The following is a 17,374-nucleotide window of genomic DNA, read 5'->3' as shown; positions in this document are numbered from 1 at the left end:
TGGCCAGCAGCGGGTGCGGATCAAGAGCCGCCTGATGCTTGGCCAGTTGCTGATCGCCATAGGTGCGCGCGCTGGTGTCCTGCTGATCGACGTAGGTGACCTTGGCCAGCAGCGGATGCGGATCGGTAGCCGCCAGATGTTTGGCCAATTGCGCATCGCTGTAGGCGCGCACGGTAATGTCCTGGTCATCGACATACTTGCGCGTGGACAGAATGATGGACGGGTCGATTTTCAGCTCGATGGCGGCCGTGCTGGCGACGATCAGCACGATGCGTACCACTTGCGTGCGGCCGCTGCCTTCCGTCATCAGGGGCTTGTAGCTGGGCGGGCAGTTGGCCACCGCGCACAGGTCGCCGGCCTCGTCAAAGATACCGATTTCACGTATCCACCAGCCGCCCACGTCCTCGGGCAAGACTTGCTCGACGATGATCTGGCTGGTGTTGGCCGGGTCGATGGTCAGCTGGTTCAGGCCCGCGCGGCGCACCTCGTGGATCAGCGCCTTTTGCGTGCGCACCGGCATGGGTAAATTGCCGTTGCCGTCGCCCACGGCCAGGCTTTTCAGTTTCAGGGTTTGACCCAGGGCGATGGCGTTGGCCAGCTTGGCCTCGCCCACTTCGGTCAGGATGGCAAAGTATGTGCTCATGGATAGATGGTCAGGGTGTCGATGGTATGGGATGCGCCGACCTGCAACAGCGTGCCGCGCACTTCGATGGTTTCCGCGATCCAGGGATACACGGTCATGGCGTCGCCGTGGTACGCACAAGCGCCCGCGTAGATGCTGCCGCGACTTTCCAGATAGATGGCCAGGCCCGTCATGTGGCGGCTGACGGGCTTGGCGTCGGCAATCAGGCGTTCCATTTCCTGAAACATGGCGTCCGTGATGCCCGAGTCCAGCACGCCCACGTCGAGGCGGAAGGTGCCCGGTACGCCCGTCGGCGTGGTTTGCCACCATTCGGTGATGCGGATCAAATAGCCCAGGGACTCCACCACGCGGCGCACGGCGGCAATCGTGCCCTTGTGTTTGTGGATGAAATAGGACGCCTTGATCGTGCCGCGCTTGATCGACTCGGGCCAGGCGTCGTCCCAGCGGTCGACAGAACATGCCCAGGCCAGGAATGGCAGCAGGGCGACCGGGCAGCGGTCGGCGTTCCACAGGTCGCGTAGCGGCACGGGCACGTTGACCAGCTCGGCGCAGGCCACGGCAATGGCGCGCTCCAGCGCCGTGGTGTTGGGCGGCAGGGTGGGCACGAGCTTATTCATAGAGCACCACCACATTCAACTTAATAGCCGTGCAGCGCGCGGCCTGGGTGGCGTTCAGTTCGATGTCCGCCGCCGGTCTGGTGAGCACGACCTTGCGCACGCCCTCGACGTGGACGGCGGCGCTGCAGGCGGAACGGTAGATGCTGTGCCCCAGCGGCCGGCGCGGCTGCGACACGCGCACGGCGTTGGCGCGTGCCGCGTCTAGCAGAATCGGCACTTCCGGGCCGACGCCGATAAACAAGGTGGCCTCGATCTGGTAATCGATCACCTGGGCGGCCTGCACGCTCAAGCGGTCGCCCAGCGGGCGCACGTCCTCGGCGTTGAGCGCGCGCGCCACGGTGGCCAGCAGCGCGGCGTCGGCGATGCCTGTGTCGTTGTTGGCCAGCACCGTGACGGTGACGCTGGCCGGTGCGGGGCTGGTGGCGCTCACATCCTTGACGCGGCCGTCGCTGCTGCGGGCGTGAAATTCATAGGACGCCTTCGGGCCGGCCACGGACAGGCCATCCGGCGCTTCTTGGATGCGCAGGCGGTAGGCGTCATTGTCTTCCATGACAGCAAGCACGGGCGGCAGGGCGTCGGGATTTGCTGGCGTGATGACCAGGCGCGCCACGTTGACGTTGGCGCCCAGCTGGTCCAAGTCGCCATCGAGGGCAAACGCCAGCATGACGGCCTTGCCGGCCTCGTTGACGCGGTTGCGCAGGATGGTTTCCTGGTAGCTGTTTTCTTCCAGCAGCTTGGTGGCCGGCTCCGATTCCAGCTCAAGCAGGGCCGTGACGGCCGCGCGCTCGGCTTCCGGCAGCAGGCTGACGAGGTGCGCCTTGCGCGTGGCCAGGATGGTTTCGAAGTCCAGTACCTCGACGACGCTGGGCGCCGGCAATTGGGTCAGGTCGATAGGCGTGCTCATACGGCGCCCCCTTGCTTGACGGGCACGGACAGGGTGATGCCCTGGCCATTCGCCGTGCCATCGAGCAGCAATGTGATGGCGCCGTCCGTGTCGCGCGTGAGCTGCACGCTGGACAGTTGCAAACGCGGCTCCCAGCGGCGCAGGGCAAAGGCGGTGGCCGCGTAGATGCGCAACTGTGTGGCGCTGTTCAGGGGTTGGTCGATCAGCTCGGGCACTTCGGAACCATAGCGGCGGCGCCTGATGCGCGACCCCATTGGCGTGGTGAGAATGTCGGCAACCGACTGGCGCAGGTGGCCCAGGCCCGTCAGGCTGCGCCCGGTGGCGGCGTGCATGCCCATCATGATTGCGGCCCGCCCGACTTGTCGCCGCCGGCTTTGACGCCGCCGTGCGGATGCGTGGCCAGGCTGATGGCGCCGGCCAGCACGTCCTCGCTGGCTTTGATCGTGCCTTGCACGGCCATGGCCACGCCGCCAGCGGCGCCGGCCTTGGCGTTCACGCCGCCATTCAGGGCGGTGGTGCCTTCCACGGTGGTGGACTGTTTGACGATCAGGTTTTTCATGACGGTCAGGTCGCCCGTGCAAATGGTGCTGGGCGCGTTCGACGTCACCTTGTCGGCGGTGATGGTGGCGGTGCCGCCTGGTAGGGTGGCCGTCAGGGCGTGGGTCGCGTGGTCGTACTGCAGCACGGCGCCATCGGGGTAGTGCGTGGTATGGATGGTGGGGCTGGTTTCGGGCGCGTCAAATTCCTGGGAGTACAGCGCAGGCAGGATGACGCCGCGCGTCAGGTCGCCTCCAGGGGAAAAGACAATCACTTGTTCGCCGACAGTCGGCGCCGACCAGGTGCGCGTGCTGCCGGCGCGTCGGGTGGCCCATTTCAGCCATTCGGTGGTGAGTGTCGGCCCCAGCCGCACGCGCGCCTTGGCCCCTTTGACCTCGGCAATGGTGCCCAGGCGGATCAGGTTTTGCAGCAAGCGGAGGAGGTCGGACAGGTCGGCGTTCATGCAGTGCATGTTGCCGAAGTCCGCGTGCGGATGCACGCGGGGGCGGGTTGATAAGTGGCTTAGCGACTATAAAAGTCTGTGGCGAAGAGACTTACCTTTTAAGAGCGGGTGCGGCGAGCGACTGATCCCGTCGCCCAAGCAAACCGCTATCGGCCTTTTTACACGTATTATTGCCATGGTCGATATGGCAGAAATCGCGAGATGTCTGGATATTTTATGCTTCGTTCCGCTCCCTAGCTTCTTTGAGATTGAGTGCTCGAACCAGTCCCTCGTGAACTCTATATTCATCCGACTCAAGAAATCCCTGTGATGGATAAAAGCATTTAAAACGCCACTCCGTAGATGCGCCGAGCTTAAAACCAATAACGGAGTTATCGAAAAGAAATCTAAGGTGGGTAAGCATATCCGCAAGTGAGATTTCTCCAATTAACTTTTGGAGTCCATCGGATAGTTTTTCCTGTGTGAAATTAGTGGAGCCGTTGTTTTGGATCGCATGGAACAAATTAATAATAACAGGGCGCTGGACTTTCCATTCATCTAGCAGCTCTTGTTTCAACCATTCGGAATATCCAGGCTCCGCACTGTAGATTGCTTCGCATTCCAATTTGTCAAATTCAATATTGTCTTCCGCAAACGGATCATTTGCCTTTTCTCGCATTGTTTCCACCGTTCGGCTAAACAAAGAAATGAGGTCGCGAGGCCGCATCATCGTGCGGCGCAAGAGGTAACTTGATGGCTTTGCTCCCTGGCGCATCGCTTGTTTGTCGAACATTGAATCTAAATCAACGATTTGTGCTTGCTGATGTAATTTTCCAAAGTAATTTACTCTACGTAGAATAAGACTTGTTAATGATTTCTTATTCCAGTTAAGAAGTGCTCCGCAGTCTTCGCGTAGTTTATTTGCATCATTAATACTCAGTACATCGAAAATATCCTCGCGTAAGAATACTATAGGCCGCAGCTTTCCCTTGAACTGTGAATTGATGGCATCCGATGCAGAGACGAGGCCAGCGATTACTTTTCTAGATGCCTCGTATGAGACTTCATCCCAAGCCTCGTCTACTCGATCAAAACAGACAAATACCCTCGGCCACGTGGCGTCGGCCTCGGACAATGCGCGATCTAAATGGTTAATTAGGTTTTCTATATTTTCCGAAAGATGTTGTCGTAAGTCTTTATCTGCTCGTACCGCATCGAAGGAAATCTCCCCCGCACCTACGCTAATGGAGTCAATTCCTCCATCTTCGAGATCAAGGCCACCGCTGGGAAGCTTTAGTGCTGATAGGCTTAATAGTTTTCTTCCTACAATTTGGTATATGGAAGGAACGGGGCTATCAAATAGTTTTTCTAGAAGTTTTGTCGCTAATGCGATTCTCTTTGGAACGGTTTTGCGCTCTTTTTCAAACCAGGTTTTGTAAGCTTTTAAGGCTTCAACTAATATCATGAAGCGCCACGATTGCTTGTATAGCATGGACTCAGCTTTGTTTTCATTCGTTAGAAGTGAATGAATATTCCAGTTGTAGTCCTCAAACGACAACGGGACGAGGATATCGTCAACGCCAATAAATTGTTTTGTGTTTTCTGTAAGATATCGAAAAACTGCTGTCTTCCCGGCCCCTTTTCTGCCGAGAACGAGGAACGATGATGGGCTGCTCACTACAGACTGTAATACGCCGTTGTCAAAAAAGTAGCTGGAAAGCAGATCATCTCTTTCTGCTGAAACTTTGCCAAAATCAATCCATGAAAGCATCGACACGGTCGGATCCTTTTAAAAAAGTATATTTAAGAAAATTATTGGCGTGAGACATTGAAAATTCAACGTCTACTTTGGGATAAAGGGCCCAGTATCGTGTGATGCTAACCCATTTGATAACGAAAGTCAGTTGAAATTTACACAGATGAAACTTAGTTTTTTTGCATGTACCGTAATAGTGATTCTCGTATCAACGTCCGATCCGGTTCACTCAAGCCCAGCAGCGGCCTCTCCGGGTACTTGTAGACGGCGCCCTTTTTAGTAATGCGGTCTTGCCGCCCAAACTGATGCACATGCGCCACGCGCGCCACCCAGCCAAAGAACCCGACCTCGATCTGGTCGCCGGTCGCCTTTACTTTCAAATGTTTGGCGGTGCGAATTTTGGCGAACATCGCCGCCTTCTGCCGCTTGATGCGTCCATTCTTCCCCTTGAATTCCTTGCGCCGCTTGCGCGCCGGATAGGCTGCGCCATCCGGTCCCTGCTGCGCCTTGATGCGCTGCGCCTGGCTGCGGCGCAGGTCGATGGCCACCTTGTGATTGATGGCGCGGCGCTGGGCCGGCTGCAGCTTGGCCAGCAATGCGCCGGCCCAGGTTGCCAAAGCGTGCAGGTCATCGCTCACGGCGTGGCCTCGGGCGTGCGCCATTCGGCCAGCAGCGTCTCGCCGTCGTACAGCTTCCAGAACTCGTCCGCATAGGCCGGCATGTGCTGTATCTCGGCCAGGTGCTTGATGTCCAGGCGGCCCGCCTCGCTGGCCTTGACGGCCACTCGCTCGGTCAGGTCCAGCTTGATGGAAATGTCGACCGTTTCATGGTTATTAAAATCCACCTCGAAGGCGATGCCGTGCTTGCGCGTTTCTTCGTTGGCCATCAGGTCGAGCTGGTGGACTTTGAGCCAGGCGATCAGGGCCACCATGATGGCGTCGGCGTCGCCCGCGTAGTCGGTGACGATCAGGTTGAGCTTGAAGCGGTATTCGAAGGAGAGCGAGGCGGTAGCGTTGGCCACCACGTTGCCCTCGTCGGCAAAGACCAGCAAGCGGTCGGGGTCGCGCTGCAGGTCGGGGATGGCGGCGGCCAAGTGCTGGCGCAGACTATTCGGTTTGTACATGGTAGGTGTCTCGGACTAGGTTGTAGGCGTCGATGCAGGCGTTTAGCTGGCGGGTGGCGTCGTCGCCGTCGCCGGCAATGGCGTCAAGAGCTGCCGCAGTCGCTGGGTCAAGTTCGGCGCGCGCTTGGTACCGATCGCCTGCGGCAGTGGCGGTATCTGTAATTGCGGCGCACTGGCCGCTGGCGACGGGGATTGACAGGCGCACAGCGCCGCTGCGCACGTCAGCATTGAAACGGTCACGCTCAGTTTTTGCATGGGTTTGATCCTGGGTGAGGTGGTCGGCGCGCTGCGCCAGGGCGGCGCCGGCGGCGCGCTCCAGCGTGAGCACGCGGGCCGTGGCCTGGGCCAGTTCGGTGGCGGCATTGGTTTTGCTAGTGGCGGCCGCCCGCTGCAGTTCGGCGATGCTGGCGTCCTTGCGCCAGCCCTGCACCGTCCAGCCCGCCAGGGCGGCGCACAGCAGGCAGGTGGCCAGCGGGCGCCAGGTGGTTGCGGTCACATGGCCACCCGTTCCTTGATCCAGCCGAACAGAAAACGGCGCTGGGTCTTGTTGGCCTCGGTGATTTCCAGGTAACGCGCCGCCTGCAGACCGTTCAGGGCGCGCAGCAGCACGGCGGCGCCGTCCTGGCCGCGCCATTTGAGGAAAGCGGCCAGCGCACCCAGCGACTGCTCGCCCAGGCGGCCATCGACGAACAGGGCGGGGTAGCGCGTGCCCGTGTCGTTGAAACCGTTCAGCCAGCGCTGCAGGAACTCGGCCGCGCGGTGCGGCCCCATGTTCACGCCCGTGTCGATCACTTCGGCGCCGATGCCGGCATGCAGGGCCAGCACCTGGTCGAACTTCGGTTCTGTGATGTAGCGCGCCGTGTAGATGGCGCGCGCCACCGCCACGGGCAGCTCGCGCATCGGCCCCGCATAGCCGTTGGCGCGCGCCACGGCCACGGTGATGCCGAAGTTGGTTTCGCCGCCCGCATCAAGAGGGTCGTTCACATAGCCGCCTTCGGCGCGCAAGATGGCGTCGATGGTGCGCGCGATGAGTGGATTTTCTGTGGTGGCCATCAGTGTTCCTTCGCGTCTTTGACCAGCTCGGCGATGTCCTTGTCGCTGCGGCGCTGGAACCATAGGGCCACGGCGCGCGATACCCACCAGCCGGGGGCGCCGACGATCAAGTCGATGGCGGAAGCGTTGACCATGGCGCCGATGGCAGGGAGCTGGGCGCACAGCAGCTGGTACACGGTGCCGCCCAACAGGCACGAGAACACGCCCGCGCAGGCAAGGCGGGCGACGAATTCCCCCTTGTTGAAGGTGCCGTCGGCATTCAGCGGCGGCAGCACGATGTACAGCATGGCCGCGCCGACCATGCCCAGCGCCGCCTTGAAGCCGTACAGTTTGACCAGGGTGGCGAAACCACCAAACGATTCTGCGGACATTGCTTGATTCTCCGGTGAGAGGATAGATAGATTTTTCATGATGGATAAAAGGGTGAATGCCAGGATCAGTCCCATAGCTGCACAAGATCGGCTGCGGCCACCTGGCCCGTGCTGGGCGCCGGTTCGGGCAGGGTGACGACCAGGCCGGCAGGCAGCACGGCGCCGTGGCGCGCCAGCGCGGGATTCATTTCCAGGGTTTGCTCGACGTATCCCGCGCCGTCGCCCAGGTAGCGCCACACCAGGGCGTCTACCGTGTCGTGCTGCCGCGTGCGCACCTGCATCAGATCAATTCCACGGTTAGGTGCGTGCGGCCGACGATATCGGCGATGGCCCATTGGGCATTGCGCCGCTGCGCGCCGGGCGCCTCGTCCAGCCACTCCATGCTTTTCTTGTCGCTGACGGACGTGGCCGTGGTGTCGTAGTCGCGGTAACGCTCGATCAGGTCGGCTTTCGCCGTGCTGTAGACGGCGCGCCGGTACTGCGCTAGCAAGCGGGACTCGCGGTTGATGCGCGTGGCCGGCACGTCCACCAGGGCGCTGATACCGGCAGCGGCCTGCTTGCCTTGCCAGTCGGCCAGCTCGCGGTTGACATGCAGGATGGCATCGACCACGGCTTGCACCAGGCGCGCGTCGGTGACGGTGCCGTCCAGGCGCATGGCGTCGCGCATATCGGCCAGCGCAATATCGGGAAACCAGCCGTCGTTCTCGATGATGCCGGCGGCAGGCGTCGGCGGCACCGGGGCGGTGCCGGGCGGGATTGACGGCGGCAGGGCCATGAAGGACATACGGGACGCTTTCAAAAAGGGGGCGGTGGACGGGGTTCATCAGGCCGAGATTGTTGCCAATGCGTTGGCCAGAATCCCCCCGTGTCGCCGTGCTGCGGGGGATGCTCTTACGCGGAACCGGCCGCGCGCTTGAGGCGCCGTTCCAGCCGTTCCATATCTTTCTTGACGCCGCACGACTCCGACAGGGAGCGCGCGCGCTTCAACTGGCCCATGGCCGTTTCCGCCTGCGCCACCAGCGCCGGGGCGATGTCCGCGTCGTCGGCCAGGTCCAGCACGGCGATCATGGCCAGGCCGATGGCCTTGTGCAGCTTGGCGCGTGCCTGGTCGGGTGCATCGCTGGAGGCCGTCATCGCCTCGACGGTGCCCAACACGGCCACGGCATGCTGCGAATCGTCGCCCAGCTTGCCTTGCAGGTAGGCGGCGGAAAATTCGTCCAGCATCATGGTCGGAATGTCGCGGCTGTAGCCATCGGGTAAGGTGAACTTGTGTTCCATGCAGTAGGCGGCAATGACTAGGGCGCGGTCATATTCGCCCGTGTCGATGTGCCATACCAGCAAGGTGGCCACGACATCGTCTTGCGCGCCCTTGCCGCCGGCCAGCACGCCGTCGATCCACTGCGCATAGGTCGCCAGCATGGTGGCCTTGACCTCGATCTTGCGCTCGACCGACTGAATGGATTTCAGCTGGCGTCGATCATCGGACAGCTTATAGAGCATCAGCTCATAAGCACTGCCGGTGGTCACGCCCAGCGGCGCGGCGGCGCCGGCCGTGCGCTCGGCCAGCATGCGCGCGCGGTGGCGCAGGGCGGGGGATTGGTTGGCCATCACTTGTCTTTCAGCTCGATGTTTTCCACCAGCGCGGCCAGGCCCAGGTCTTCGATCACGTAGGCGTCGTTGGACGACTCGTAATTCTCGATGCGGTCGCGCTTGGGCACATCCTCGACGCGGCGGCGGCGCGCGCCTTCCTGGAAGTAGATCGACAGATTGTCGAAGCGCGTGATGAGGATGGCGTTGTCGGGGAAGAAGGGCACGCGCGCGGCTGGCAAGCCGCCAATGCGTTTCTGGCTGATGATGATGTCGGCCGCCAGGGTTTCCGTGGGCGCCTGCTTGGTGTTGACCAATGGGAAATACTTGTCGTTCAGCAGCTTGCGCCCGACGATGGCCACCAGATTGGTATCTTCCTGATACCACGGGTCCAGCAGGTTGACGGCATCGGTGACGGCAGCGTCCAGGTTGGCATAGTCGGCGCCGTCCACGTCGCCGATGATGACCTTGCCCGGCATGCCGGCGGCTACCAGGCCCAGCACGCGCTCGGGCGCCAGCTCGCGCAGGTGCTGCAACCAGCCCTTGTTGACGTCCTGCAACAGCGGGTTGGCATCCAGATCGGTGTCGGCCATGGCCTTGACGCCATTGAAACCGATGACGATGCGGTCCAGCGCCTGGCGCGTGAGGATGGCATTGGCCACGCGCGACTGGAAGTCGGGGAACTTGGCCCAGGCGTCCAGCTTGGCATAGTTCAAATGTGTGTCGAAGTTGGTTTGCTCGCAGCGGTATTTGGTGCCGTCCAGGGTGGACAGGTCGCGCGTCTTGCGTTCCTTGTCCTTGGTGTTGGTGCGGCCAGCAATCGGGCCGGATACGCCCAGGCCCAGCTTTTCGCCTTCCTGCTCGGTCACGCCGATGATGTTGACCTTCGACAGGAACTCGCTCGATTCCTGCATCTTCGTTTCCAGCTTTTGCTGCACGCTGGGCGTGACGCTGAACGTCTTGGCGACGTTGTCCGTGTCGTTCAGTTGGCCCAGACGGGTTTCATACTGGCCAAATACCTGGCGCGTTTGCTTTTTCATGAATCATTGCTCCGTTGTTGAATGGGGTGTTGGTGGATGGCGCGCGCTTAAAACTCGGTCTGCACGGCGCCGTCGTTGCCGGTGGCGGCCGGGCGGCGCGGGCCGTTGCCGGGCGCCTCGTCCATCTGCGCCTTGAAGGTGGCCAGTTCGTCCTGCGTCGCCTTCTGTGCCTTTTCCGCGGCATCGAGCCGCTTGATGGCATCGGCATAGTTGTCGTTGACGGTGACGACGTGGCCGGCCAGCGCTTCCACGGCTTCGCTGATGTCGGCGAACTGCGCGGCGTCGGCGCCGGATTTGTTCGAAAAGCGAGACAGCAGGTTTTTCACGGCGTCGGCCAGCTTGGTGCCATGCGGCTCGTCAAATTCCAGCGTCACCTCGACCGCGGACGTGAACAGGTTGGCGCTTTGCTGCTTGCGGCTGGCGGAAAATTTCAGCGCATCGGTGCCCAGGCTGGCCGGGCTGTCGGTGACGCCCAGGCCGACCAGGTAGGGCTGCGCCGAGTCGGCAAAGTCGGGCTGAATTTCCAGGCTGGTGTACAGCTTCTGTTTCGCCTTGTTGATGGCGATCAGCTCCGGCGTGGGTTCGATCTGCGCGAACAGGGCCAGTTTCTTGCCGTTGTCGGTGTCCACTTCCTCGGCTTTCACGGCGATCACGTCGCCGTAGGCTTTGAACTGGCTGTCGGGCAGGATGCCGCGAATGTGTTCCAGCCAGATGCGCGCGCCGTAGGTTTTCGGGTTGTAGCTGGCGGCGATTTGCTCGATGGTGGCGCGGTCGATGTTGCGGCCATCGGTAGTGGCGCCTTCGGTGGCGACGCGAAAGAATTGGGATTTAGGCATGGTGGCGTGTCTCGGTTGATCGGATAACGCCATGGTCAACGTCTTGGCGCTGCGATTCAATGCGGTGCGGGTTGCTATGGGCCATAGCGACTTTTGCCTTTCCCCGCTCCGCGCGCGCGCGGCCTACGCTGGCGGCATGCTAGCAATTGAACAAAAACCCGAAGAAATAATCGCCGAACTGGCCGTGCCCGAATCCGAGCCGCGCCGTGCCGCGCGCGCCCTGTACTGGAAGGGCTGGCGCATTTCGTCCATCGCCCGACACTTAGGTGTAAAGCGCAGCACCATCAATAGCTGGAAAGAGCGCGACGAATGGGACAAGGCGCAGGCCATCGAGCACGTTGAAGCGTCGGCCGAGTTGCGCCTGGTGAAACTGATCGAAAAAGAGGTCAAGAGCGGCAGCGACTACAAGGAAATCGACCTGCTGGCGCGCACCATCGTGCAGATGGCGCGCGTGCGCCGCTATGAGCAACCGGGCGGCAACGAGGTCGATCTCAACCCCAAGCTGGCGAACCGCAATGCCGGCCCGAAGAAGAAGCCGACGCGCAACGATTTCAGCGAAGAACAAAAAATCCAGCTGCTCGACGCCTTCCAGGATTCGCTCTTCGATTACCAAAAGGTCTGGTATCGCAATGGTGACCAGCGCACGCGCGCCATCCTCAAGTCGCGCCAGATCGGCGCCACTTGGTACTTCGCGCGCGAGGCGCTGGCCGACGCCATGGAAACAGGCCGCAATCAAATCTTCCTGTCCGCTTCCAAGAGCCAGGCGCACGTCTTCAAGCAATACATCGTGCAATTCGCGCGCGAGGCGGCCGGCATCGAGCTGACGGGCGACCCCATCGTGCTGCCGAACGGCGCGCACCTGTACTTCCTGGGCACGAATGCGCGCACGGCGCAGGGCTACCACGGCAATTTCTACTTCGATGAATTCTTCTGGACACAGAATTTCCAGGAACTCAACAAGGTGGCCTCGGGCATGGCCATTCACAAGAAATGGCGCAAGACCTACTTTTCCACGCCATCCTCGACCACGCACCAGGCCTTTCCATTCTGGACAGGTGAGCTGTTCAACAAGCGCCGCGCCAAGGCCGACCAGGTGAACATCGACGTGAGCCATGGCCGCCTGTCGTCGGGCTTCACGGGCGAGGACAAGATCTGGCGCCAGATCGTCACCATCCTGGACGCCGAGCGCGGCGGCTGCAAACTGTTCGACATCGACGAGCTGCGCAACTTCGAATACAGCCCGGACCAGTTCGACAACCTGCTGATGTGCAACTTTATCGACGACTCGGCCTCGGTGTTCCCGCTGGCCGAGTTGCAGCGCTGCATGGTCGATTCTTGGGTGGAGTGGGACGACTACAAGCCATTGCTGGGCCTACGCCCGTTCGGCAACCGGCCCGTGTGGATCGGCTACGACCCGGCCTTGAACGGCGACAGCGCCGGCTGCGTGGTGCTGGCACCGCCCATGACGGCCGGCGGCAAGTTCCGCATCCTGGAGCGCCACCAATGGCGCGGGCAGAGTTTCGAGGATCACGCCGACGCCATCCGCCAGATGACCGGCCGCTACAACGTCGAATACATCGGCATCGACACGACCGGCATGGGCATCGGCGTGCTGCCGATTGTGCGCGGCTTCTTCCCGGCCGTCACGGCCCTGAACTACTCGCCCGAAGTCAAAACCCGCATGGTGCTAAAAGCCAAAAACATCATCAGCAAGGGGCGTCTGGAATTCGACGCCGGCTGGACCGACATCGCGCAGTCCTTCATGGCCATCCACAAGACCCTCACCCCCAGCGGACGGCATGTGACCTATGTCGCCGGCCGCAGCGATGAAACCGGCCACGCCGATCTGGCGTGGGCCTGCATGCATGCCCTCGATCACGAGCCCTTCGAAGGCACCACCGACAACCACCAATCTTTCATGGAGATTTATTCTTGAGCAATGCACGACACTTGCGCACGCGCGGCCACCAGGCCCAGAGCGCACCACCAGCGGCAACTGCGCCAGCCGCCGCCGGCATCGAGGCGTTTTCCTTCGGCGATCCGACGCCCGTGCTCGAGCACGCCGACATTCTTGATTGCTTCGAATGCTGGAAGAATGGCCATTGGTATGAGCCGCCCGTCAACCTGGCCGGCCTGGCCAAGTCCTTCAATGCCGGCGTGCACCACAGCAGCGCCATCCACTTCAAGGCCAACGTGCTGGCGTCTACCCTGATTCCCAGCAAGTATTTGTCGCGCGACGCCTTCAAGCGCACGGCGCTGGACTTCCTGACCTTTGGCAATGCCTACCTGGAAGACCGGCCCAGCCGCAGCGGCAAAGCGTTGAAGTTTGAGCACGCTCTGGCCAAGTACATGCGGCGTGGCGTCGATCTGGATACCTACTTTTTCGTGAACGGCTACCAGGCCGTGCACCAGTTCGACAAGGGCAGCGTGTTTCACCTGATGGAACCGGACGTGAATCAGGAGCTGTACGGCGTGCCGCAGTACCTGAGCGCCTTGCAATCGGCCTGGCTCAACGAGGCGGCCACCCTGTTTCGCCGCAAGTACTACAAGAACGGCTCGCATGCGGGCTTCGTCTTCTACATGACGGACGCCGCCGCCAACACGCAGGACGTGGACAACCTGCGCCAGGCCATGCGCGACAGCAAGGGGCCGGGCAACTTCCGCAACCTGTTCATGTACGCGCCGAACGGCAAGAAGGACGGCATCCAGATTTTGCCCGTGTCGGACGTGGCCGCCAAGGACGAGTTTTTCAACATCAAGAGCGTCACGCGCGACGACCAGCTGGCCGCGCACCGCGTGCCGCCCCAGCTCATGGGCATCCTGCCGAACAATGCCGGCGGCTTCGGCGCCGTCGAGCCGGCCGCGCGCGTCTTCGCGCGTAACGAGCTGGTGCCGCTGCAGGCGCAGTTCATGGCGATCAACGAGTGGGCCGGCGTGGAAGTGGTGCGCTTTGCACCGTATGACCTGGCCACGGGCGGGGAGGGTGCGCAATGAGCGATCACGTAGACAACGCCGACAAGATTATCTTTGCCGAAGTGGCGCGCGGCCTGGCCGCCGTGCGGCGCCGGCCGGGCCTGATGGCGCATGGCTGCTGCCATTACTGCGACGAGGCGCTGGCGCCCGCGCTGCTGTTCTGCAATGTGGACTGCCGCGACGACTATGAGAAGGAGCAGGCGGCGAAGGCGCGCGCCGGCCGCGCAGGATGATCGCCACGCCGCGTTAGCCGGCAGGGCAGGGCCGCGACAGTCCAGCCGCGCCGGAGCGCCCCAGCCACCGCACAAGCCGCCCACGAGGCGCCTTTTTCACGTCCCGACGATTGGTGTTGCTGTAGATGCAAGAAAAAGGCCCGTTTTGGCCCGGCGCGCGCAGTTGTCCCCCCTCCACACCTGCCCGCTATATAGGGCTCTTTTGACTCAAATTTGCGCCATGGCCGAAGGCGCATGAAGACTGGTGCGGCGGGGCAAAGAGGGGGCATGCGATTTGACGCATTTTGACGCACTTTGAGCGGATTTTCGTGTGGGTGGTGTGGCGACATGGGAGCGGTGTTGTTTTCTCGCTGCGCCGCGCCCTGGCGCGGTTCTGGACCATGCATTGGTGTCTGCATTCTGCGCATCATTCATCTTCACGCCCTCGCGTCATTGCCGGATATTGCGACCTCAAGAACTCTTGATATACTGTATGTATGTACAGTATCTTACTTGGGTGTCACAATGATTGTTAAAATGTTAAAGATGCGCCTTGCCGGGGTGGAGGTGCCCAAGCGACGCCTGCATGATCGCTACAACTCGGCGCGGCCCGGCACGTTGGAGGTCGTTGAAACGACAGACCAGGGCTTGCACCGTTTGGTGAAGCTGGCCCGCTTCACGTACGGAGATAGCGGGAAATACGTTGACACACTGTTTGACGTGAATTTGCTCTGGTATCGGGATGGGCGCATGGTGTTGTCAGGGTTTGAGCGTAGCAAAGTGGATATGCAATTTTGCGACTATGCGCAGTCCTGGCTGTGTTTTGTCGGGACGGAACCGCCGCCAATGCCGGAAGGCAGGTAGAATAAATTGCATGTGCGCCGACTATACCCCCAGCCGTAGCGATCAAATCGAACAGCATTTTGCTGTCCGTTCCCCTCAATTTGACCTGCCGCCGGAAGCCTGGCCGGGCTACATGGCGCCGATCATTCGCGCTTCGCGCGAGGTGCCCGGTGAACTGGAAGTCGCGCCGGCATGTTTCGGGATGGTTCCGCATTGGGCCGATATGAAGCTGGCGCGCCAGACCTACAACGCCCGCACCGAAACCGTGGCGCTGAAGCGGTCCTTCCGCAATGCCTGGAAGCGCAAACAATTCTGCATTATTCCTGCGGATAATTTCTTCGAACCTTGCTATGAGACTGGAAAACCGATCCGTTGGCGCATCGAGCGCGCCAATGGAATGCCGGCCGCCATCGCCGGGATATGGGAGTTCCGGCCGCAAGATTTGCTGTTGTCGTTCTCGATGCTGACGATAAACGCCGATGGCCACCCGCTCATGCAGCGTTTCCACAAGCCGGATGATGAAAAACGGATGGTGATGATCCTCGACCCGGACCAGTATCACGGCTGGCTCAATGGCTCCCTTGTGACCGAAGAGGATTTGTTCCAGCAATATCCAGCAGAACACCTTGTGGCTGTAGCTGATCCGCTCCCGCCACGTGTGAAAAAATGAACACGCGCTGGGCGCTTGCGAGCTAGGGGCCGGTCAGACAATCGGACAAAAGCTTAACAGCTTTGTGCTTCAACGCAGTGCAAATTTCACGACACCAGTTCTATAAAAGCAGAGGCCTTGTCCAAATGTCAGTCTTGATTACCGCTCTGGACTACGGCTCTGGCTGTGCAGTGTGCAACATTCGATCTGGCCTCAAAATCAGCGAAGCCGCCAGGTTCACAGGTTGACCAGGCTATGTTGTTTCTCCTTTCGGCGCGCCTTAGAACCACCCTTACCGCCACGGACATGTCAATGTTATGGCGACGCATGTAGAGGACGGCATGTAGAGATCCTAATCGTTCTTCCATATCGATGGCTGAATTGACGATCGACTCGGAAAGAGCGTCAATTCTGCGTTCGTTCGCGGGGTCTGGGGATAAAAAAACAATATTCATTTTTTCATCTCTCGCTTTATTTCTGGAAGTACTAACATCACGAGAAACTGACGTTAGAGAGTCGGTGGTGACTCCTTCGGCCAGGAAGTGGATTTGCCATCTTGTGGCACAAGTGCAACCACTCCGCCTGTTTCTATGAGCTGACATGCTAACGCAGAAGCTTCGATCCGTGCCGCATGCTCCGATTTAAATACACTTGGCGTTGGGATTTCAACAATAGGGGAATACTGAATCCCTGCATGAGCGGTTAAGAGAACCATGCCCTGATACATGCCGTTCACTTTCCTGTAGGCGACTATCTGGTACTCATAGTCACCATGTTGCAATTTTTGGTCATTTCCCATTGACGCCTCCGCGAGGAAAGATGTTAGGTAGTAAATTTCGAATTTTTATTTTAGAGCATTTTTTGAAATTGAAAAGCACAGTACAGTCAGCAACTAATATGCGTTTTGGTCCAGTGGAAACCAATGACATTATTTCATTTTATGCATGTTTTTCTGAAAGTTATGTATAATCCCAATCAAGCAATCTTATCCTCAGTCCTCACCCCTGACTGTTCAAAATTTCAGCCGCCTTAAACTTGCCGGCTCAATATGTGTCCTTACATTTGGATGCATCAGAACGAACGGCAGGTGCTGTATGGCAAACCAACTCTACCCCTTGCGAATCATGATTGTTGATGACAATCGTGATGCCGCCGATCTTGTCGCGGAATTTTTTGTGATGTGTGGCCATGAGGCTGTCCCGGTATATGGCGGCGCCGAGGCACTGCAGACGGCCGATAGTTTCGTCCCTGATGTGATCTTCCTTGATTTGGGAATGCCTGGTGTGAACGGCTTGGAGGTCGCTTCCACCCTCCGGCAGGCGTCTCGCTTCCAGCACATCAAAATGATTGCCCTTACTGCGTGGAGTGATGACGTCACTCGGATGCAGACTAAGGCCGTAGGTTTCGATTATCATTTGGTCAAGCCGGCAGACTTGGACGACATACTCGGACTGTTGAGTGTCGGCGCTTGAGCGTCGGAATCGTATGGCCTGGTAACATCGAATTGACTCTTTGCTCACTAAGTCAGCGAATGAACTTACGTCGCCGTCCCGCTGACATGGTATAGCGAAGGCGAACGTTGTTTCTTATGTGCGTTGTGAGGCATTGTTAACGTGCCGATGCCAGATCGGGGTATGAGGCGTGTACACAGAAAAAAAAGCTGTCATTTTGTTGTCATTCCTAGGCTAAAACAGCCCAAAAACAACCCAAATAATGACAGCCTTATTCTTGCTAACTACTTGATTCTAAACAATTCGGTGGTGGAGACGGCGGGAATCGAACCCGCGT

Annotated in this window: 23 protein-coding genes; 6 read left to right on the top strand and 17 right to left on the bottom strand. The window is 59.9% G+C overall.

The genetic code is table 11. The features are described from left to right. The 16 genes from K0F85_RS27770 to K0F85_RS27695 all read right to left on the bottom strand — a co-directional run. The coding region (locus K0F85_RS27770; protein WP_219119036.1) for a phage tail protein at nt 1-643 on the bottom strand (643 nt) is incomplete at its 3' end. After that, the gene (locus K0F85_RS27765; protein WP_219119035.1) at nt 640-1,260 is read right to left on the bottom strand and encodes a phage tail protein I; all 621 of its coding nucleotides are present in this window, start codon (nt 1,258-1,260) and stop codon (nt 640-642) included. The genes K0F85_RS27770 and K0F85_RS27765, both read right to left, overlap by 4 nt. Further along, nucleotides 1,253-2,164, bottom strand: a complete 912-nt coding sequence (locus tag K0F85_RS27760; protein ID WP_219119034.1) for a baseplate J/gp47 family protein — start codon at nt 2,162-2,164, stop codon at nt 1,253-1,255. Before K0F85_RS27760 ends, K0F85_RS27765 begins: the two co-directional genes overlap by 8 nt. Further along, complete coding sequence (locus tag K0F85_RS27755) at nt 2,161-2,505, bottom strand: GPW/gp25 family protein (RefSeq protein ID WP_219119033.1); 345 nt, start codon at nt 2,503-2,505, stop codon at nt 2,161-2,163. The genes K0F85_RS27760 and K0F85_RS27755 overlap by 4 nt, the downstream gene beginning before the upstream one ends. Further along, nucleotides 2,502-3,173: a phage baseplate assembly protein V gene (locus K0F85_RS27750; protein ID WP_257638204.1), complete on the bottom strand. Its 672-nt coding sequence runs from the start codon at nt 3,171-3,173 to the stop codon at nt 2,502-2,504. Before K0F85_RS27750 ends, K0F85_RS27755 begins: the two co-directional genes overlap by 4 nt. 205 nt (nt 3,174-3,378) lie before the next feature. Then, nucleotides 3,379-4,914 (bottom strand): P-loop ATPase, Sll1717 family, encoded by a 1,536-nt coding sequence (locus tag K0F85_RS27745; RefSeq protein ID WP_374198843.1) that lies wholly within the window; start codon nt 4,912-4,914, stop codon nt 3,379-3,381. 155 nt (nt 4,915-5,069) lie between these two features. Continuing rightward, entirely contained in the window at nt 5,070-5,561 is a 492-nt protein-coding gene (locus tag K0F85_RS27740; RefSeq protein WP_219119031.1) for a phage virion morphogenesis protein, read from the bottom strand. Then, nucleotides 5,534-6,022 (bottom strand): phage tail protein, encoded by a 489-nt coding sequence (locus K0F85_RS27735; RefSeq protein ID WP_219119030.1) that lies wholly within the window; start codon nt 6,020-6,022, stop codon nt 5,534-5,536. Before K0F85_RS27735 ends, K0F85_RS27740 begins: the two co-directional genes overlap by 28 nt. Further along, nucleotides 6,006-6,518, bottom strand: a complete 513-nt coding sequence (locus K0F85_RS27730) for a lysis system i-spanin subunit Rz (RefSeq protein ID WP_257638203.1) — start codon at nt 6,516-6,518, stop codon at nt 6,006-6,008. The genes K0F85_RS27735 and K0F85_RS27730 overlap by 17 nt, the downstream gene beginning before the upstream one ends. Then, nucleotides 6,515-7,075 carry a glycoside hydrolase family 108 protein gene (locus tag K0F85_RS27725; protein WP_219119029.1) on the bottom strand — a complete coding sequence of 187 codons (561 nt, stop codon included), beginning with the start codon at nt 7,073-7,075 and terminating at the stop codon, nt 6,515-6,517. Before K0F85_RS27725 ends, K0F85_RS27730 begins: the two co-directional genes overlap by 4 nt. Continuing rightward, nucleotides 7,075-7,446 (bottom strand): hypothetical protein, encoded by a 372-nt coding sequence (locus tag K0F85_RS27720; protein ID WP_070224671.1) that lies wholly within the window; start codon nt 7,444-7,446, stop codon nt 7,075-7,077. The genes K0F85_RS27725 and K0F85_RS27720 overlap by 1 nt, the downstream gene beginning before the upstream one ends. Before the next feature lie 65 nt (nt 7,447-7,511). Beyond that, complete coding sequence (locus tag K0F85_RS27715; RefSeq protein ID WP_219119028.1) at nt 7,512-7,727, bottom strand: tail protein X; 216 nt, start codon at nt 7,725-7,727, stop codon at nt 7,512-7,514. Next, nucleotides 7,727-8,230 carry a head completion/stabilization protein gene (locus K0F85_RS27710; RefSeq protein WP_219119027.1) on the bottom strand — a complete coding sequence of 168 codons (504 nt, stop codon included), beginning with the start codon at nt 8,228-8,230 and terminating at the stop codon, nt 7,727-7,729. Before K0F85_RS27710 ends, K0F85_RS27715 begins: the two co-directional genes overlap by 1 nt. Before the next feature lie 107 nt (nt 8,231-8,337). Next, a complete protein-coding gene (gene gpM, locus K0F85_RS27705; RefSeq protein ID WP_219119026.1) occupies nt 8,338-9,054 on the bottom strand; it encodes a phage terminase small subunit in 717 nt (238 codons plus the stop codon). Then, nucleotides 9,054-10,073, bottom strand: coding sequence for a phage major capsid protein, P2 family (locus tag K0F85_RS27700; protein ID WP_046682371.1), 1,020 nt, complete (start codon nt 10,071-10,073; stop codon nt 9,054-9,056). The genes gpM and K0F85_RS27700 overlap by 1 nt, the downstream gene beginning before the upstream one ends. Before the next feature lie 47 nt (nt 10,074-10,120). Continuing rightward, complete coding sequence (locus tag K0F85_RS27695) at nt 10,121-10,909, bottom strand: GPO family capsid scaffolding protein (RefSeq protein ID WP_219119025.1); 789 nt, start codon at nt 10,907-10,909, stop codon at nt 10,121-10,123. A 136-nt stretch (nt 10,910-11,045) separates the two neighbouring features. Here K0F85_RS27695 and K0F85_RS27690 point away from each other — a divergent pair, with 136 nt between their 5' ends. From K0F85_RS27690 to K0F85_RS27670, 5 genes are all read left to right on the top strand, one after another. Further along, on the top strand, nt 11,046-12,845 hold the full coding sequence (locus K0F85_RS27690) for a terminase ATPase subunit family protein (protein WP_219119024.1): 1,800 nt from the start codon (nt 11,046-11,048) through the stop codon (nt 12,843-12,845). Beyond that, nucleotides 12,842-13,903 (top strand): phage portal protein, encoded by a 1,062-nt coding sequence (locus K0F85_RS27685; RefSeq protein WP_374198842.1) that lies wholly within the window; start codon nt 12,842-12,844, stop codon nt 13,901-13,903. Before K0F85_RS27690 ends, K0F85_RS27685 begins: the two co-directional genes overlap by 4 nt. Next, nucleotides 13,900-14,115, top strand: a complete 216-nt coding sequence (locus K0F85_RS27680; RefSeq protein ID WP_219119022.1) for a hypothetical protein — start codon at nt 13,900-13,902, stop codon at nt 14,113-14,115. The genes K0F85_RS27685 and K0F85_RS27680 overlap by 4 nt, the downstream gene beginning before the upstream one ends. A 516-nt stretch (nt 14,116-14,631) precedes the next feature. Further along, entirely contained in the window at nt 14,632-14,958 is a 327-nt protein-coding gene (locus K0F85_RS27675; protein WP_219119021.1) for a hypothetical protein, read from the top strand. Nucleotides 14,959-14,968: 10 nt separating this feature from the next. Then, the gene (locus K0F85_RS27670; RefSeq protein ID WP_219119020.1) at nt 14,969-15,607 is read left to right on the top strand and encodes an SOS response-associated peptidase; all 639 of its coding nucleotides are present in this window, start codon (nt 14,969-14,971) and stop codon (nt 15,605-15,607) included. Between the two features lie 487 nt (nt 15,608-16,094). On the opposite strand, the gene K0F85_RS27665 is transcribed toward K0F85_RS27670, so the two are convergent. After that, nucleotides 16,095-16,385, bottom strand: coding sequence for a hypothetical protein (locus tag K0F85_RS27665; RefSeq protein ID WP_219119019.1), 291 nt, complete (start codon nt 16,383-16,385; stop codon nt 16,095-16,097). Between the two features lie 295 nt (nt 16,386-16,680). Here K0F85_RS27665 and K0F85_RS27660 point away from each other — a divergent pair, with 295 nt between their 5' ends. Continuing rightward, on the top strand, nt 16,681-17,058 hold the full coding sequence (locus K0F85_RS27660; protein WP_219119018.1) for a response regulator: 378 nt from the start codon (nt 16,681-16,683) through the stop codon (nt 17,056-17,058). The last annotated feature ends 316 nt before the right edge of the window (nt 17,059-17,374 follow it).

It is taken from the genome of Janthinobacterium sp. UMAB-56 (assembly GCF_900095265.1).
In the GTDB taxonomy this organism is placed as follows: Bacteria; Pseudomonadota; Gammaproteobacteria; order Burkholderiales; family Burkholderiaceae_D; genus Janthinobacterium.
The sequence above is the reverse complement of the archived record's forward strand: the minus strand, read 5'-3'. Positions and strand labels throughout refer to the sequence as shown.

Bases quoted from the DNA above. Each gene is read 5' to 3' on its own strand.
- K0F85_RS27765 (WP_219119035.1), bottom strand. From the start codon at position 1,260: ATGAATAAGCTCGTGCCCACCCTGCCGCCCAACACCACGGCGCTGGAG.
- K0F85_RS27760 (WP_219119034.1), bottom strand. From the start codon at position 2,164: ATGAGCACGCCTATCGACCTGACCCAATTGCCGGCGCCCAGCGTCGTC.
- K0F85_RS27755 (WP_219119033.1), bottom strand. From the start codon at position 2,505: ATGATGGGCATGCACGCCGCCACCGGGCGCAGCCTGACGGGCCTGGGC.
- K0F85_RS27750 (WP_257638204.1), bottom strand. From the start codon at position 3,173: ATGCACTGCATGAACGCCGACCTGTCCGACCTCCTCCGCTTGCTGCAA.
- K0F85_RS27745 (WP_374198843.1), bottom strand. From the start codon at position 4,914: ATGCTTTCATGGATTGATTTTGGCAAAGTTTCAGCAGAAAGAGATGAT.
- K0F85_RS27740 (WP_219119031.1), bottom strand. From the start codon at position 5,561: ATGGCGCACGCCCGAGGCCACGCCGTGAGCGATGACCTGCACGCTTTG.
- K0F85_RS27735 (WP_219119030.1), bottom strand. From the start codon at position 6,022: ATGTACAAACCGAATAGTCTGCGCCAGCACTTGGCCGCCGCCATCCCC.
- K0F85_RS27725 (WP_219119029.1), bottom strand. From the start codon at position 7,075: ATGGCCACCACAGAAAATCCACTCATCGCGCGCACCATCGACGCCATC.
- K0F85_RS27720 (WP_070224671.1), bottom strand. From the start codon at position 7,446: ATGTCCGCAGAATCGTTTGGTGGTTTCGCCACCCTGGTCAAACTGTAC.
- K0F85_RS27715 (WP_219119028.1), bottom strand. From the start codon at position 7,727: ATGCAGGTGCGCACGCGGCAGCACGACACGGTAGACGCCCTGGTGTGG.
- K0F85_RS27710 (WP_219119027.1), bottom strand. From the start codon at position 8,230: ATGTCCTTCATGGCCCTGCCGCCGTCAATCCCGCCCGGCACCGCCCCG.
- gpM (WP_219119026.1), bottom strand. From the start codon at position 9,054: ATGGCCAACCAATCCCCCGCCCTGCGCCACCGCGCGCGCATGCTGGCC.
- K0F85_RS27700 (WP_046682371.1), bottom strand. From the start codon at position 10,073: ATGAAAAAGCAAACGCGCCAGGTATTTGGCCAGTATGAAACCCGTCTG.
- K0F85_RS27695 (WP_219119025.1), bottom strand. From the start codon at position 10,909: ATGCCTAAATCCCAATTCTTTCGCGTCGCCACCGAAGGCGCCACTACC.
- K0F85_RS27690 (WP_219119024.1), top strand. From the start codon at position 11,046: ATGCTAGCAATTGAACAAAAACCCGAAGAAATAATCGCCGAACTGGCC.
- K0F85_RS27680 (WP_219119022.1), top strand. From the start codon at position 13,900: ATGAGCGATCACGTAGACAACGCCGACAAGATTATCTTTGCCGAAGTG.
- K0F85_RS27675 (WP_219119021.1), top strand. From the start codon at position 14,632: ATGTTAAAGATGCGCCTTGCCGGGGTGGAGGTGCCCAAGCGACGCCTG.
- K0F85_RS27670 (WP_219119020.1), top strand. From the start codon at position 14,969: ATGTGCGCCGACTATACCCCCAGCCGTAGCGATCAAATCGAACAGCAT.
- K0F85_RS27665 (WP_219119019.1), bottom strand. From the start codon at position 16,385: ATGGGAAATGACCAAAAATTGCAACATGGTGACTATGAGTACCAGATA.
- K0F85_RS27660 (WP_219119018.1), top strand. From the start codon at position 16,681: ATGGCAAACCAACTCTACCCCTTGCGAATCATGATTGTTGATGACAAT.